The 14353-nt window shown below is 49.4% G+C and carries 16 protein-coding genes and 1 other annotated feature; of the genes, 10 read left to right on the top strand and 6 right to left on the bottom strand.

Annotated elements, in window-relative coordinates; all coding sequences use genetic code 11:
* Positions 1-50: 50 nt before the first annotated feature.
* The 4 genes from J1778_RS01060 to hxpB form a co-directional block, all read right to left on the bottom strand.
* Complete coding sequence (locus tag J1778_RS01060; RefSeq protein ID WP_217171638.1) at positions 51-608, bottom strand: metal-dependent hydrolase; 558 nt, start codon at positions 606-608, stop codon at positions 51-53.
* A gap of 152 nt (positions 609-760) precedes the next feature.
* Positions 761-1522, bottom strand: coding sequence for a 2-dehydro-3-deoxy-D-gluconate 5-dehydrogenase KduD (gene kduD, locus J1778_RS01055; protein ID WP_217171611.1), 762 nt, complete (start codon positions 1520-1522; stop codon positions 761-763).
* 76 nt (positions 1523-1598) lie between these two features.
* Positions 1599-2435 carry a 5-dehydro-4-deoxy-D-glucuronate isomerase gene (kduI, locus tag J1778_RS01050; RefSeq protein ID WP_217171610.1) on the bottom strand — a complete coding sequence of 279 codons (837 nt, stop codon included), beginning with the start codon at positions 2433-2435 and terminating at the stop codon, positions 1599-1601.
* 313 nt (positions 2436-2748) lie between these two features.
* Complete coding sequence (gene hxpB, locus J1778_RS01045) at positions 2749-3414, bottom strand: hexitol phosphatase HxpB (RefSeq protein ID WP_217171609.1); 666 nt, start codon at positions 3412-3414, stop codon at positions 2749-2751.
* A gap of 191 nt (positions 3415-3605) precedes the next feature.
* Here hxpB and J1778_RS01040 point away from each other — a divergent pair, with 191 nt between their 5' ends.
* Positions 3606-4157 carry a YniB family protein gene (locus J1778_RS01040; RefSeq protein WP_217171608.1) on the top strand — a complete coding sequence of 184 codons (552 nt, stop codon included), beginning with the start codon at positions 3606-3608 and terminating at the stop codon, positions 4155-4157.
* Between the two features lie 125 nt (positions 4158-4282).
* On the opposite strand, the gene J1778_RS01035 is transcribed toward J1778_RS01040, so the two are convergent.
* Entirely contained in the window at positions 4283-5152 is an 870-nt protein-coding gene (locus tag J1778_RS01035; RefSeq protein WP_217171607.1) for a fructosamine kinase family protein, read from the bottom strand.
* A 322-nt stretch (positions 5153-5474) separates the two neighbouring features.
* Between J1778_RS01035 and J1778_RS01030 the strand changes: the two genes are divergently transcribed.
* Positions 5475-6110: a transglycosylase SLT domain-containing protein gene (locus J1778_RS01030; protein WP_420804056.1), complete on the top strand. Its 636-nt coding sequence runs from the start codon at positions 5475-5477 to the stop codon at positions 6108-6110.
* 22 nt (positions 6111-6132) lie between these two features.
* On the opposite strand, the gene J1778_RS01025 is transcribed toward J1778_RS01030, so the two are convergent.
* Complete coding sequence (locus J1778_RS01025) at positions 6133-6813, bottom strand: MarC family NAAT transporter (RefSeq protein WP_217171606.1); 681 nt, start codon at positions 6811-6813, stop codon at positions 6133-6135.
* Between the two features lie 289 nt (positions 6814-7102).
* Between J1778_RS01025 and thrS the strand changes: the two genes are divergently transcribed.
* The 8 genes from thrS (at position 7103) to ihfA (ending at position 14328) form a co-directional block, all read left to right on the top strand.
* The gene (thrS, locus tag J1778_RS01020) at positions 7103-9031 is read left to right on the top strand and encodes a threonine--tRNA ligase (RefSeq protein WP_217171605.1); all 1929 of its coding nucleotides are present in this window, start codon (positions 7103-7105) and stop codon (positions 9029-9031) included.
* Positions 9032-9034: 3 nt separating this feature from the next.
* Complete coding sequence (infC, locus tag J1778_RS01015; RefSeq protein ID WP_013576136.1) at positions 9035-9586, top strand: translation initiation factor IF-3; 552 nt, start codon at positions 9035-9037, stop codon at positions 9584-9586.
* A 95-nt stretch (positions 9587-9681) separates the two neighbouring features.
* Entirely contained in the window at positions 9682-9879 is a 198-nt protein-coding gene (gene rpmI / locus J1778_RS01010; RefSeq protein ID WP_013576135.1) for a 50S ribosomal protein L35, read from the top strand.
* Between the two features lie 42 nt (positions 9880-9921).
* On the top strand, positions 9922-10278 hold the full coding sequence (gene rplT / locus J1778_RS01005) for a 50S ribosomal protein L20 (protein ID WP_013576134.1): 357 nt from the start codon (positions 9922-9924) through the stop codon (positions 10276-10278).
* Positions 10279-10417: 139 nt separating this feature from the next.
* Positions 10418-10542: a sequence feature (Phe leader region), on the top strand.
* Positions 10423-10467 carry a pheST operon leader peptide PheM gene (gene pheM, locus J1778_RS01000; RefSeq protein ID WP_106120997.1) on the top strand — a complete coding sequence of 15 codons (45 nt, stop codon included), beginning with the start codon at positions 10423-10425 and terminating at the stop codon, positions 10465-10467. It overlaps the preceding feature by 45 nt.
* A gap of 99 nt (positions 10543-10641) precedes the next feature.
* Entirely contained in the window at positions 10642-11625 is a 984-nt protein-coding gene (pheS, locus tag J1778_RS00995) for a phenylalanine--tRNA ligase subunit alpha (protein ID WP_217171604.1), read from the top strand.
* 14 nt (positions 11626-11639) lie between these two features.
* Positions 11640-14027: a phenylalanine--tRNA ligase subunit beta gene (gene pheT / locus J1778_RS00990; RefSeq protein ID WP_217171603.1), complete on the top strand. Its 2388-nt coding sequence runs from the start codon at positions 11640-11642 to the stop codon at positions 14025-14027.
* A 4-nt stretch (positions 14028-14031) separates the two neighbouring features.
* Positions 14032-14328 carry an integration host factor subunit alpha gene (gene ihfA, locus J1778_RS00985; RefSeq protein WP_004089944.1) on the top strand — a complete coding sequence of 99 codons (297 nt, stop codon included), beginning with the start codon at positions 14032-14034 and terminating at the stop codon, positions 14326-14328.
* The last annotated feature ends 25 nt before the right edge of the window (positions 14329-14353 follow it).

Below are 14353 nucleotides of genomic sequence, written 5' to 3'. Positions count from 1 at the left end.
TCGGTTTTATTCGTACTAAATATCGCCACATTGGCGTTATTTTATGCTTGTCAGATGAACAATTTCAGGATGTGATTAAAAATATCCGGATTGATTGCACCAATGATGGGCGTCCAGTCGGGCCAGAACAGCGTTAAACCGACCAGCATCAGACATAACGTCCGTTCAAGCTGATTGCCTTTTTGACTGTTGATTAATGGCAGACGAAAACGCCAGCGGCACGGCCAGAGCAGAGGAACACCCGCGGGGGTCAGCATATCGGCAAGAATGTGGCTCAGATAACCAATGATCATGGCGTGGAAAGCATCTGCCGGAATGACCCAGTCGTGCGGGAAATGTGTGCGTAAAAGAAAAATACCGCCCGCCACCGCCAGTAAACTGTGAGTAAAACCACGGTGACCAAATGCTCTGGCGATAGGATGGGAAAGCCACTTCAGACGCTGGCCTAGCACTGATTTCGGATGATCGATGTCGGGCAATAAACAGGTAAGCAGGGACCCTGGAATAATATGCCACCAGTCGCCGTGCGCCAGCTCCGGAGAGAGCTGCGCCTTTTTGGCAAATACCGCACAGGCGATTGAGAAAATGAGATGGCCTTCCGCCGTCATGACGCGTCCGAACTGGATAACTGTTATTTTATCCAGTATAAGTGAAACTGTCACAATCTTGGAAGAGACACCCTGTAACTAATTGTCAACGGATTGATTAAAAGGAAAAAGGCGTATAAAAATACGCCATTTAATTGTCACGTTTGCAGCCGTCACCTGGCCAGCCAGCCGCCATCCACCGCAATGGTGTAGCCGTTGACATAATCGGAAGCTTTTGACGCCAGAAATACCACCGGCCCCATGACATCTTCCGGCAAACCCCATCGACCGGCGGGGATCCTGTCGAGAATTTCTTTACTGCGCTCGCCATCTGCGCGAAGTTGCTCGGTGTTGTTGGTGGCCATGTAACCCGGCGCGATCGCATTCACATTCACATTATGCTTCGCCCATTCATTTGCCATCAGCCGGGTAATCCCCATGACTGCGCTTTTCGAGGCGGTGTATGAAGGAACGCGGATCCCGCCCTGATAAGACAACATCGACGCAATATTAATAATTTTCCCGCCGTTGCCTTGTTTAATGAACTGCTTCGCTGCTGCCTGAGACATAAAGAACAGCGTCTTGCTGTTCACATTCATTACGTCGTCCCAGTTTTTTTCGCTGAACTCGATAGCATCTTCCCGGCGAATAATCCCGGCATTATTCACCAGTATGTCGATATGGCCGAATTCAGCGACAGCTTTTTCGATCAGCTGCGCAATGTCATGAATGCTGCTCAGGTCGGCGCGTAAATCGAGAAAGCGACGGCCGGTAGCGATGATCTTTTGTTCTGTCTCTTCGGGAGCGGACTGGTTGATACCTACAATATCGCAACCCGCCTGAGCAAGACCCAGCGCCATGCCCTGGCCAAGTCCGGTGTTACAGCCGGTCACGATGGCGACTTTGCCGTTTAATTCAAATGAATCGAGGATCATATTCAGAGTCTCTTTTGCAACGGCACATTCGCCATAAAAATTGAGTGGCTCTGCCTGCGGCGACAGAGCCTGAGAGTTAGCGCAGTTCGCTGACCTTGACGTGATCCATATCGTCGAATACCTGATTTTCTCCTACCATACCCCAGATGAAGGTGTAGTTTTTTGTCCCTACACCAGCATGAATCGACCAGCTTGGCGAAATCACCGCCTGCTCGTTATGCACTAATAAATGACGGGTTTCCTGCGGTTTCCCCATCATGTGGAATACGGCGGTTTCCGCTTCCATGTTGAAGTAGAAATAGACTTCCATGCGGCGTTCGTGAGTGTGGCAAGGCATGGTGTTCCACAGGCTGCCTTCTTCGAGCTTGGTCAGCCCCATGGTCAGCTGGCAGGTTTCCAGTACATCAGGCACGATAAATTTATTGATAGTGCGGCGGTTACTGGTTGCGGCATCACCGATAGTCTGTGGTGAAGCTTCCGCCAGCGTGATCTTTTTGTTCGGGAAAGTGGTATGGGCAGGGGCGCTGTTATAGTAAAACTTGGCAGGTGTAGCCGCATTAACGCTACTGAATTCGACAAGTTTTGCCCCTTTGCCGACATACAGCGCTTCTTCATGACCAATTTCATAGGTCGTGCCATCAACCACAATAAGACCTGGGCCGCCAATGTTGATCACGCCCAGTTCGCGACGTTCAAGGAAATAGCTCACGCCAAGCTGTTTACCCACTTCATCGCCCACAGATACCGTTTTTTCGGCAGGCATAACGCCACCGACAATGATGCGGTCGATATGACTGTAGGTCATGGTGTAGGCATTTTTTTCAAAAATTTTCTCGATGAGAAATTCGCGGCGTAATTCAGCGGTATCAAGCGTTTTTGCGTGGTCGCTGTGAATGCTTTGACGAACTTGCATGTCGGTGCCTCTCGTTGGATATCGGTTAAGGAGGACTTACCGGGCGAGTCTGACCGTTGCGTGGCAGTGACAGCGTACAGAAGCAGGAGAGCTCCCGGCTCGTCCTTGTTGCAGAAAGAATAGGTTCATTGGCATACGAATTCAATAAAAATGAAATAACGTTTTATTTATTTTATGAGTCAGTTCAAGGTTTGCGAAATAAAACCTCGCTGCGAAATTTGTGGCAGGGGAAGTGTGTGAACCAGGGATGAGGGCGGTGGGAAGGTGCGCAGCAACCGCAGCCGCTGCACATTTATTTCAACTGACATTGAGATCAACTGATATGGGCTGTACGTAATTCTTCGAGAGAAGCGAGTTTGATATCAGCCAGCGCCCAACGCGGATCGGCAAAGTATTCTTTGTCCGGTACGACAACAGAACGCATACGCGCGGCTTTCGTGGCAATCATGCCATTAAAAGAGTCTTCGAGCGTGACGCAGTTCAGCGGGTCGACCGCTAACTCACCGGCAGCCTGCAGGTAAACTTCAGGATGCGGTTTGCTGTAAGGCAGTTTCTCGGCAGACACGCGAACCTGGAAATAGGATTGCAGATTGAACATTTCCAGCACGGTATCGAGCATGAATAAAGGTGACGCGGAGGCCAGGCCAATCTTCAGCCCCTGATCACGGCACAATTCAAGCGCGTGATTAACGCCAGGCAACAATGGCCGGGTTTGTTCTACCAGTTCAATGGTACGGGCAATGACCATCGAAGCCACTTCCGCCTGACCTGGTCCCTGCCACGGCAGTACCTGATACCACATTCTGACGACCTGATCGATACGCAACCCAAGAGTGTCGGGCAGCAAATGTCGCTGAGAAATATCGACGCCAAGGCTGCTGAAAACGTCCAGTTCTGCCTGAACCCACAACCGTTCAGAATCAATTAACAGACCATCCATATCGAAAATTGCTGCATCAACAGGGCGGACATAAGCCATGAAAGCGGACTCCCTAACAGTGAATAGACCCTCACTGTATCATTGGCTTCTGCGCGGATGAAATCTGTTGTACAGACAAGTGATATCGGCGCTGGCACTGAAGAGGTGCTAACTGATTAAAACATTGGGCGGGAAAACCTTTCTGTGGGTAAACTTAGCTGTTGCTTAAGGTATCCTAATAAGGGGAATTCATGACGTACCAACAGGCCGGACGTGTGGCAGTGATTAAACGGATTGCAGGATGGATTATTTTTATTCCTGCGCTGCTTTCAACGCTGATCTCACTGCTAACCTTTATCAATCAGCATACTAAAACGGAGCAGGGCATCAATGCTGTTATGCTGGACTTTGTCCACGTGATGGTTGATATGATTAAGTTTAACACTTCATTTTTGAACGTTTTTTGGTACAACTCGCCGGTTCCGTCTCTGGGGCAGGGCGTGACAAGTGCGAATATCATGTTCTTCATCATCTACTGGCTGATTTTTGTGGGGCTGGCACTTCAGGCTTCCGGCGCAAGAATGTCCCGTCAGGTGAAACATATTCGCGAGGGGATCCAGGATCAGCTTATCCTTGAGCAGGCGAAAGGCGCAGAAGGACGGACTCGTCCTCAGATTGAAGAGCGCATTGTGATACCCCGGCACACTATTTTGGTGCAGTATTTCCCGTTGTATATTCTGCCGATCATCATTGCAGTTATCGGGTATTTCATTTTGAAATTATTAGGGTTAATCACCGGATAGTTCATACAACATATTCATAACATTTCGTTGTGACTTGATATGTGGCTGAGCGTTGTAAAAGATATAAATAAGGCCTGAATATTCACGTATTCAGGCCTTTTTTTTGGCGCTAAAAGAGTGCTGCATTAATTGATGTCATCGTGTAAAAGTCTCTCCACCGCACGTTGCGCCACCACCAGATGCTGGCCTCCGAATAAGTTACTGCGGTTGAGCAGATAATATAACTGGTAGAGAGGTTGCCTGGAAATGAAGTCCTCCGGCAACGGCGTTTTACTCTGATAGCCGTCATATAACTGAGACGGAACATTGGGATACAACGGCAACATGGCCAGATCACATTCTCTGTCGCCCCAGTAACACGCCGGGTCGAAAATAACGGGGCCGTTTTCAGATAATCCGCAGTTATGTGGCCATAAATCGCCGTGTAATAAAGATGGCTGCGGCTGATGATTCTGCAACCGCGCATGAACCAGCGCGGTAATGTCTTCAATATTGCCGAATGTCATCCCTTTCTCTGCCGCCAGTTGTAACTGCCAGCCAATCCGTTGTTCAGCGAAAAACGTGGCCCAGCGTCGTTGCCAGCTATTAGGTTGCGGGAGCGTCGCCAGTTCATTATCGAAATCGAGACCAAATTGCAGCTGTTCACTCCATTGGTGCAAAGCGGCAAGTTGTTGCCCTAAAACATAGGCATTGTGCGCATCCAGCGGTTTTTGTGGGATGTATTCGAGCATAAGAAAGCTGTAATCACGGTCACTGCCTACCCCGTAAACTTCCGGTACCCGGACGGTCTGGCTACGCGCAAGCAGGGCGAGTTGATCGGCTTCTGCCGCAAAAATAGGCAGCATCTCGCGCGCATTGCATTTCACAAACACGTCCCTGTCACCATAGCTCAACCGCCATGCCGGATGGATATCACCTCCCGGCAGTTCAACACGTTCGCGGATTTCTGCACTGCCTAGGTGTTCACTCAACAAACGATTGACGGCTTGCCACATGGTATTACCCCTTCTGACTGGCCCGATAATTCATTAAGTTAGCGTTTTCTCTGCTTTAAAAACCCGATCCGGCGCACGGCTTAATCAGATGATGATGTTAATTGATGCAATTTACGACGTGGACGGACTGAGAGTGTAATCAATGAATCGGTTATTTTCAGAATATGTGACATGAAAGAGGTTTTATATGCGGAATTGTCTTATCGACATGTTCCTAACTCCCTTGTTTAACAAAACAATAATAATAATAGACTAAAAATATATTCAGGTGTGGAAAGAAGATGTATATGCTACATCTCGTCCCAGTCGCGAGAGAGATAACGTGAAACCAAACATTCTTTATTTGATGGCCGCGCTATTACTGGCGGGTTGCGCTAAAGAAACACCGGTTCAAACTACGCGTTTTTTGAATCCATCACCGCCACCTCAGCGGGATACTTCATTAATGCATCCGGGGCCTTATGGTGATGTTATTCACCAGGCGGCAAATACTTACGGCGTAGACGAAACACTTGTTAAAGCAATCATTCAGGTCGAATCTGGATATAACCCAACCGTTGTCAGCAAATCGAATGCGATTGGGTTAATGCAGCTAAAGGCCTCAACGGCAGGACGCGATGCCTACCGGATGAAAGGACGTTACGGTCAGCCTACGCCACGTGATTTAAAAGATCCGGCGGTGAATATTGACCTGGGTACGGCGTATCTGAGTATCCTGCAACAGCAACTGGCAGGCATCAGCAACCCTGAAACCCGTCGTTATGCGACGACATTAGCTTACGTGAACGGGGCAGGTGCGTTGCTGAGGACGTTTGCGAAAGATAAAACCTACGCCATTGCGAAGATTAATCTGATGACACCTGCTGAGTTTTCCCAGCATGTGCAGAAGAACCATCCTGCGCCTCAGGCACCGCGTTATTTGTGGAAGGTGAACAACGCTTACCTTGCCATGCGATAAGCGTTGAGGTACCGCCAGCAACTCAGGCTGCTGGCGGTAATGTCTTGATGATTTCAAGGATCCCGTTAATTACAAACTGAACCCCCATACACACCAGCAGAAATCCCATCAGTCGCGAAATCGCTTCAATCCCGCTCTTGCCGACCAGGCGCATAATCGCACCTGAACTGCGCAGCGTTATCCATAAAATCAGCCCGACTAAAAAGAAGATAATCACCGGTGCGACGGTGATGACCCAGTGAGGGTAATCAGAATCCCGCACGGTAGACGCGCTGCTGATGATCATCGCTATAGTCCCCGGGCCCGCCGTGCTTGGCATAGCCAGCGGAACGAAGGCAATATTTGGCGATTCCTGTTTCCTCATTTCCTCGGTTTTATTCTCAATCAGTACCCTCTCTTCCACATGGGGTTGTGGGAAAAGCATTCTGAATCCGATAAAAGTGACGATTAAACCCCCTGCAATTCGCAGGCCGGGAATAGAAATCCCAAATGTGTTCATGACCAGCTGACCAGCGTAATACGCCACCATCATGATGATGAAGACATACACAGAGGCCATCAGCGATTGCTGGTTTCTTTCCTGCGTAGTCATTTTCCCTGAAAGACCGAGCAACAGCGCCACGGTAGTCAGGGGATTTGCCAGCGGAAGGAGGACCACCAAACCCAAACCTATTGCTTCAAATAACAGCCTGACTTCAGACATATGCTTCCCTTATCTCATGTTTCTCTGAATACCTTATCTCACCGGTGGGGATTACACGAAAAATATCCACATTAAGCAACACAGGTTGCTGGAAATTCGCACTTTACGGGTGTTAAACTCGTTGCCTGTTTTCACGTCGCATCCCGATACAATTACGTGATGTATTCCAGGGTGCCTATATTTGGCAAAGTAAAGCTGAATAGCGTGAATAACTACATGAAATTACACTCAAATATTTTTCTAGATGTGCTCTGTCGTGTGGGGCACCACTGTAGATTAAGGAATTAACATGCCTGTCATTACTCTTCCTGATGGAAGCCAGCGCGTTTTTGATCGCCCCGTTTCTCCTCTTGATGTTGCGCTTGATATCGGTCCGGGTCTGGCTAAAGCCTGTATCGCGGGTCGCGTTAACGGCGAACTGGTTGATGCAACTGACCTGATTGAAACCGATGCACAACTGGCGATCATCACCGCTAAAGACGAAGCCGGTCTTGAAATTTTGCGCCACTCCTGTGCGCACCTTTTGGGTCATGCCATCAAGCAACTGTGGCCGGACACCAAAATGGCTATCGGTCCGGTTATCGATAATGGCTTCTACTACGACGTCGATTTAGATCGTACGTTGACTCAGGAAGACATCGAACTGCTTGAAAAGCGTATGCACGAACTGGCTGAAAAGAATTACGACGTTATTAAAAAGAAAGTCAGCTGGCAGGAAGCGCGCGATACCTTTGCAAGCCGTGGCGAAGAATACAAAGTGGCCATTCTGGATGAAAACATCAGTCATGATGATCATCCGGGCTTATACCACCATGAAGAATACGTCGATATGTGCCGTGGTCCGCACGTACCGAACATGCGTTTTTGCCATCATTTCAAACTGCAGAAAACCTCCGGTGCTTACTGGCGTGGCAACAGTGATAACAAAATGCTGCAACGTATCTACGGCACTGCATGGGCAGATAAAAAGCAACTTAATGCCTATATTCAGCGTCTGGAAGAGGCCGGTAAACGCGATCACCGTAAAATTGGTAAGCAACTCGACCTGTATCACATGCAGGAAGAAGCGCCAGGTATGGTGTTCTGGCACAACGACGGCTGGACTATTTTCCGTGAACTGGAAGCCTTCGTACGCATGAAACTGAAGTCATACGACTATCAGGAAGTGAAAGGTCCGTTCATGATGGACCGTGTGCTCTGGGAAAAAACAGGTCACTGGGAAAACTACAAAGAAGCAATGTTCACCACTTCTTCTGAAAACCGTGAATATTGCATTAAACCGATGAACTGCCCGGGTCACGTACAGATCTTCAACCAGGGTCTCAAATCCTACCGTGATCTGCCGCTGCGTATGGCCGAGTTCGGCAGCTGCCACCGTAATGAGCCGTCAGGTGCATTGCATGGCCTGATGCGCGTTCGTGGCTTCACTCAGGATGATGCCCACATCTTCTGTACTGAAGAGCAGGTACGTGATGAAGTGAACAGCTGTATCCGCATGGTTTATGACATGTACAGCACTTTTGGCTTCGAAAAGATTGTGGTGAAATTATCCACCCGTCCTGAGAAGCGCATTGGTACTGACGAAATGTGGACTCGTGCTGAGGATGATCTGGCAGCCGCGCTGACCGAAAACAACATTCCGTTCGAATATCAGCCAGGTGAAGGGGCGTTCTACGGTCCGAAAATTGAATTTACCTTGCATGATTGTTTGGATCGTGCGTGGCAGTGTGGTACCGTGCAGCTCGACTTTTCATTACCTGGTCGCTTGAACGCCTCTTATATTGGCGAAAGCAACGACCGTCAGGTCCCGGTAATGATTCACCGTGCTATCCTGGGTTCAATGGAGCGTTTCATCGGTATTCTGACTGAAGAATACGCTGGCTTCTTCCCAACATGGATGGCTCCGGTTCAGGTAGTGATCATGAATATCACTGATACACAAGCTACCTATGTCGAAGAATTAACTAAAAAACTGCAAGATGCAGGCATTCGCGTTAAAGCCGACTTGAGAAATGAGAAGATTGGCTTTAAAATTCGCGAACACACGCTACGCCGTGTTCCTTATATGTTAGTTTGTGGCGATAAAGAGGTCGAAGCAGGCAAAGTTGCTGTTCGTACCCGCCGCGGCAAAGACTTAGGAAGCATGGATGTTAGCGAAGTCGTTGACAAACTGCTGGCGGAAATCCGCAGCAGAAGTCTTCATCAACTGGAGGAATAAAGTATTAAAGGCGGAAAACGAGTTCAACCGGCGCGTCCTAATCGCATTAACAAAGAGATTCGCGCGCAAGAAGTTCGCCTCACAGGCGTCGATGGCGAGCAGATTGGTATTGTCAGTCTGAATGAAGCTCTTGAAAAAGCTGAGGAAGCGGGCGTCGATTTAGTAGAAATCAGTCCGAATGCCGAGCCGCCAGTTTGTCGAATCATGGATTACGGCAAATTCCTCTACGAGAAGAGCAAGTCGACCAAAGAGCAGAAGAAGAAACAAAAAGTTATTCAGGTTAAGGAAATCAAATTCCGACCTGGTACCGATGATGGCGACTATCAGGTCAAACTACGCAACCTGATTCGCTTTCTGGAAGATGGCGATAAAGCCAAAATCACCCTGCGTTTCCGCGGGCGTGAAATGGCGCACCAACAGATCGGTATGGAAGTGCTTAACCGCGTCCGTAAAGACCTGTGTGAAGATTCTGAACTGGCCGTTGTCGAATCCTTCCCTACGAAGATCGAAGGTCGTCAGATGATCATGGTGCTCGCACCTAAGAAGAAACAGTAAGGCTTCCAAGTAATCCTGCTGCGCGGTGTTCGCACCGCGTATGCTGGATTCGCCTTTCTGATTCATGTTAATAACAATGCGAAGTGGAATTTAAAATGCCAAAGATCAAAACAGTACGCGGCGCCGCTAAACGCTTCAAAAAAACCGCCAACGGTGGTTTTAAGCGTAAGCACGCAAACCTGCGTCATATTCTGACCAAAAAAGCTACTAAGCGTAAACGTCACTTGCGTCCAAAAGGCCTGGTATCCAAGAACGATTTGGGTCTGGTCTCTGCATGTCTGCCGTACGCATAAATACACTTTTTTTAATCTAGAATATAAAACTCAGGAGAGCATATGGCTCGCGTAAAACGTGGTGTGATTGCACGTGCACGTCACAAGAAAATCTTAAAACAGGCGAAAGGCTACTACGGTGCCCGTTCTCGCGTATATCGTGTTGCATTCCAGGCTGTTATCAAAGCTGGTCAATACGCTTACCGTGACCGTCGTCAAAAGAAACGTCAATTCCGTCAGCTGTGGATCGCGCGTATCAACGCAGCAGCTCGTCAGAACGACATGTCTTACAGCAAATTCATTAACGGCTTGAAAAAAGCTTCTATTGAAATTGACCGTAAGATCTTGGCTGACATCGCAGTATTCGACAAAGTGGCATTCTCTGCACTGGTCGAAAAAGCGAAAGCAGCACTGGCGTAAGTCAGGTGAAAGAGGGAGCTTGCTCCCTCTTTTATATTTTGTGTTTAAAAACATTGTGTTTCGTTGTTTAATACCCTTTGTTTGATATGCAGAATCCCGTTTCAATCCCGGCACAAAATTTACAACCGATAAGGTAACGCAAGCATGAATGCTGCTATTTTCCGTTTCTTTTTTTACTTTAGCGCCTGACTCAGGAAGGCTTTCGCGCGTAAGAGAAGAAACGAAAAGTAGCGCCTAAGCCTCCCTCGTGGAGGCTTTTTTGTATCTGTGCTTTATACACTAAGGTTCAGGGTCAAAATCGCGCCCCTGATTAATCACGGTTATTTTACATCGGGCCATATTGGCCAGAAGAAGAGGAAAGCAATGCCACATCTCGCAGAGCTGGTTGCCAATGCCAAGGCAGCCGTAGAGAGTGCTCAGGATATCGCCGCGCTGGATAACGTGCGTGTCGAATATCTGGGTAAGAAAGGCCACCTGACACTCCAGATGACAACACTCCGTGAATTACCTGCGGAAGAACGTCCGGCAGCGGGCGCGGTCATCAATGAAGCGAAAGCGCTGGTTCAGGAAGCCCTGAACGCGCGTAAAAATACGCTTGAGTCTGCCGAACTGAATGCACGTCTGGCTGAAGAAACGATTGACGTTTCCCTGCCTGGCCGCCGCATCGAAAACGGTGGTCTGCACCCGGTGACCCGTACTATCGACCGCATTGAAACCTTCTTCGGTGAATTAGGCTTTACCGTGGAAACCGGCCCGGAAATCGAAGATGACTATCACAACTTCGATGCCCTGAATATTCCAGGCCACCATCCGGCACGTGCCGACCACGATACATTCTGGTTTGACGCCAAGCGTTTGCTGCGCACACAGACTTCCGGTGTTCAGATCCGTACGATGAAAGATCAGCAGCCGCCGATTCGTATCATCGCGCCGGGCCGCGTTTATCGTAATGATTACGACCAGACTCACACCCCGATGTTCCATCAGATGGAAGGTCTGATCGTTGATAAAGACATCAGCTTCTCCAACCTGAAAGGCACACTGCACGATTTCCTGAACAACTTCTTTGAAGCTGATTTGCAGATTCGTTTCCGTCCATCTTATTTCCCGTTCACAGAACCTTCCGCGGAAGTGGATGTGATGGGCAAAAATGGCAAGTGGCTGGAAGTGCTGGGTTGCGGCATGGTGCACCCGAATGTACTGCGTAACGTCGGCATCGACCCTGAAGTGTATTCCGGTTTTGCTTTCGGCATGGGAATGGAACGTCTGACTATGTTGCGTTATGGCGTGACTGACCTGCGTGCATTCTTCGAAAATGATCTGCGTTTCCTCAAACAGTTTAAGTAAGGCGGGAATATCACATGAAATTCAGTGAACTCTGGTTGCGTGAGTGGGTAAACCCAGCCATCAGCAGCGAAGCATTATCAGACCAAATCACCATGGCTGGCCTTGAAGTCGATGGCGTGGACCCGGTTTCCGGCGCATTTAATGGCGTGGTTGTCGGTGAAGTTGTCGAATGTGGTCAGCACCCTAACGCAGATAAACTGCGTGTGACTAAAGTGAATGTCGGTGGCGATCGCCTGCTGGACATCGTTTGTGGCGCACCAAACTGCCGTCAGGGCCTTAAAGTTGCCGTCGCGACCGTGGGCGCCGTGTTGCCGGGTGATTTTAAAATCAAAGCCGCCAAGCTGCGTGGTGAGCCTTCAGAAGGCATGTTGTGTTCTTTCTCTGAGTTGGGTATTTCCGAAGATCATGACGGTATCATCGAATTGCCGCTGGATGCACCGGTCGGTACCGATATCCGTGAATTCCTGAAGCTTGATGACTCCATTATCGAAATCAGCGTGACGCCAAACCGTGCAGACTGTCTGGGCATTCTGGGCGTAGCGCGTGATGTGGCGGTGATTAATCAACTGCCGCTGGTTGAGCCAGAAATCAATCCGGTGAAAGCCACCCTTGACGCCACAATCTCCATTGACGTGCAGGCGCCTCAGGCGTGTCCGCGCTATGTGGGCCGTGTGGTTAAAGGCATCAACGTTAAGGCCGCAACGCCGCTGTGGATGCGTGAAAAACTGCGCCGCTGCGGTATCCGTTCTATCGATGCTGTCGTTGATATTACTAACTTCGTGCTGCTCGAACTCGGCCAGCCAATGCATGCGTTCGATTTGAATCGCATCGCCGGCGGCATCGTCGTGCGCATGGCGCAAAAAGACGAAGCATTAACGTTGCTCGATGGTACCGAAGCTAAACTGGCGGAAGATACGCTGGTGATCGCTGACCACGAGAAAGCACTGGCGATGGCCGGTATCTTTGGTGGCGAATATTCTGGTGTGAATGATGAAACGCAGGATGTCCTGCTGGAATCTGCGTTCTTTGCTCCGCTTTCCATCACTGGCCGTGCACGCCGTCAGGGGCTGCATACTGATGCTTCTCATCGCTATGAACGTGGTGTGGATCCTGAGCTGCAATTCAAAGCTATTGAGCGCGCAACTGCGCTGCTGCTGAGCATTTGTGGTGGTGAAGCCGGTCCGGTCATCAATGCCACTTCCCAGGAGCATTTGCCAAAAGCGGCGACCATCACACTGCGTCGTGAAAAGCTGGATCGCCTGATTGGTCACCATGTAGAAGACGCGCAGGTGACCGATATTCTGACCCGTCTGGGCTGTCAGGTTCAGCACAACGGCGATCACTGGGTGGCTGTCGCGCCAAGCTGGCGTTTCGATATGCAAATCGAAGAAGACCTGGTGGAAGAAGTGGCCCGTGTTTACGGCTACAACAACATTCCTGATGTGCCAGTGAAAGCCAGTCTGGTGATGACTAAACACCGTGAAGCGAATTTGCCGCTGAAACGTGTGAAAAATCTGCTGGTTGACCGTGGCTTCCAGGAAGCGATCACCTATAGTTTTGTGGATCCCAAAGTTCAGGCTCTCCTGCATCCTGGCGAAGAAGCGCTGATTTTGCCAAGCCCGATTTCGGTAGAAATGTCAGCAATGCGTCTTTCCCTGTGGTCTGGCCTGCTGACTGCGGTGGTGAATAACCAAAATCGTCAGCAAAGTCGCGTGCGTTTATTTGAAAGCGGCCTGCGCTTTGTCCCTGATACAAAAGCCGATTTGGGTATCCGTCAGGACGTCATGCTGTCTGGTGTGATCTCCGGTACTAAAAATGAAGAGCATTGGGATCTGGCGCGTCAGGCAGTTGACTACTACGATTTGAAAGGTGATCTTGAGGCTATTCTTGAGCTTACCGGCAAAATGAACGATGTACAGTTCAAGGTTGAAGTAAATCCTGCGCTGCATCCTGGGCAGAGCGCAGCGATTTATTTACGCGGCGAACGTATTGGTTTCATTGGTGTAGTACACCCTGAGCTGGAACGTAAACTCGATCTCAATGGTCGTACCGTGGTCTTCGAATTGTTATGGAACAAGGTCGCAGACCGCGTACTGCCTGATGCGAAAGAGATTTCTCGCTTCCCGGCGAACCGTCGTGACATCGCTGTAGTAGTGGCCGAAAACGTGCCCGCAGACGATATTTTGGCAGAGTGCAAGAAAGTTGGCGCAAATCAGGTAGTTGGCGTAAACTTGTTTGATGTGTACCGTGGCAAGGGCGTAGCTGAAGGTTACAAGAGCCTGGCTATCAGTCTGGTGTTGCAGGATACCGGCCGTACACTGGAAGAAGAGGAGATCGCCGCTACCGTTGCAAAATGTGTAGAGGCTCTAAAACAGCGATTCCAAGCATCCTTGAGGGATTGAACCTATGGCGCTTACTAAAGCTGAAATGTCAGAACACCTGTTTGAGAAGCTCGGGCTGAGCAAACGGGATGCCAAAGACCTTGTTGAGATATTTTTCGAAGAAGTCCGTCGTGCTTTGGAAAATGGCGAGCAAGTAAAACTGTCTGGCTTTGGCAACTTTGATCTGCGTGACAAAAACCAACGTCCGGGACGTAACCCGAAAACCGGCGAAGATATTCCGATCACGGCGCGTCGTGTGGTGACTTTCCGTCCGGGACAGAAATTGAAGAGTCGTGTAGAGAATGCCACTCCGAAAGAATAAGTGAAAACATCAAAAAGGCCGCGAA

Source organism: Rahnella bonaserana, assembly GCF_019049675.1.
Taxonomy (GTDB): domain Bacteria; phylum Pseudomonadota; class Gammaproteobacteria; order Enterobacterales; family Enterobacteriaceae; genus Rahnella; species Rahnella bonaserana.
This window is presented reverse-complemented; position numbering and strand designations above follow the sequence as displayed.

Bases quoted from the DNA above. Each gene is read 5' to 3' on its own strand.
- J1778_RS01060 (WP_217171638.1), bottom strand. From the start codon at position 608: ATGACGGCGGAAGGCCATCTCATTTTCTCAATCGCCTGTGCGGTATTT.
- kduD (WP_217171611.1), bottom strand. From the start codon at position 1,522: ATGATCCTCGATTCATTTGAATTAAACGGCAAAGTCGCCATCGTGACC.
- kduI (WP_217171610.1), bottom strand. From the start codon at position 2,435: ATGCAAGTTCGTCAAAGCATTCACAGCGACCACGCAAAAACGCTTGAT.
- hxpB (WP_217171609.1), bottom strand. From the start codon at position 3,414: ATGGCTTATGTCCGCCCTGTTGATGCAGCAATTTTCGATATGGATGGT.
- J1778_RS01040 (WP_217171608.1), top strand. From the start codon at position 3,606: ATGACGTACCAACAGGCCGGACGTGTGGCAGTGATTAAACGGATTGCA.
- J1778_RS01035 (WP_217171607.1), bottom strand. From the start codon at position 5,152: ATGTGGCAAGCCGTCAATCGTTTGTTGAGTGAACACCTAGGCAGTGCA.
- J1778_RS01025 (WP_217171606.1), bottom strand. From the start codon at position 6,813: ATGTCTGAAGTCAGGCTGTTATTTGAAGCAATAGGTTTGGGTTTGGTG.
- thrS (WP_217171605.1), top strand. From the start codon at position 7,103: ATGCCTGTCATTACTCTTCCTGATGGAAGCCAGCGCGTTTTTGATCGC.
- rpmI (WP_013576135.1), top strand. From the start codon at position 9,682: ATGCCAAAGATCAAAACAGTACGCGGCGCCGCTAAACGCTTCAAAAAA.
- rplT (WP_013576134.1), top strand. From the start codon at position 9,922: ATGGCTCGCGTAAAACGTGGTGTGATTGCACGTGCACGTCACAAGAAA.
- pheS (WP_217171604.1), top strand. From the start codon at position 10,642: ATGCCACATCTCGCAGAGCTGGTTGCCAATGCCAAGGCAGCCGTAGAG.
- pheT (WP_217171603.1), top strand. From the start codon at position 11,640: ATGAAATTCAGTGAACTCTGGTTGCGTGAGTGGGTAAACCCAGCCATC.
- ihfA (WP_004089944.1), top strand. From the start codon at position 14,032: ATGGCGCTTACTAAAGCTGAAATGTCAGAACACCTGTTTGAGAAGCTC.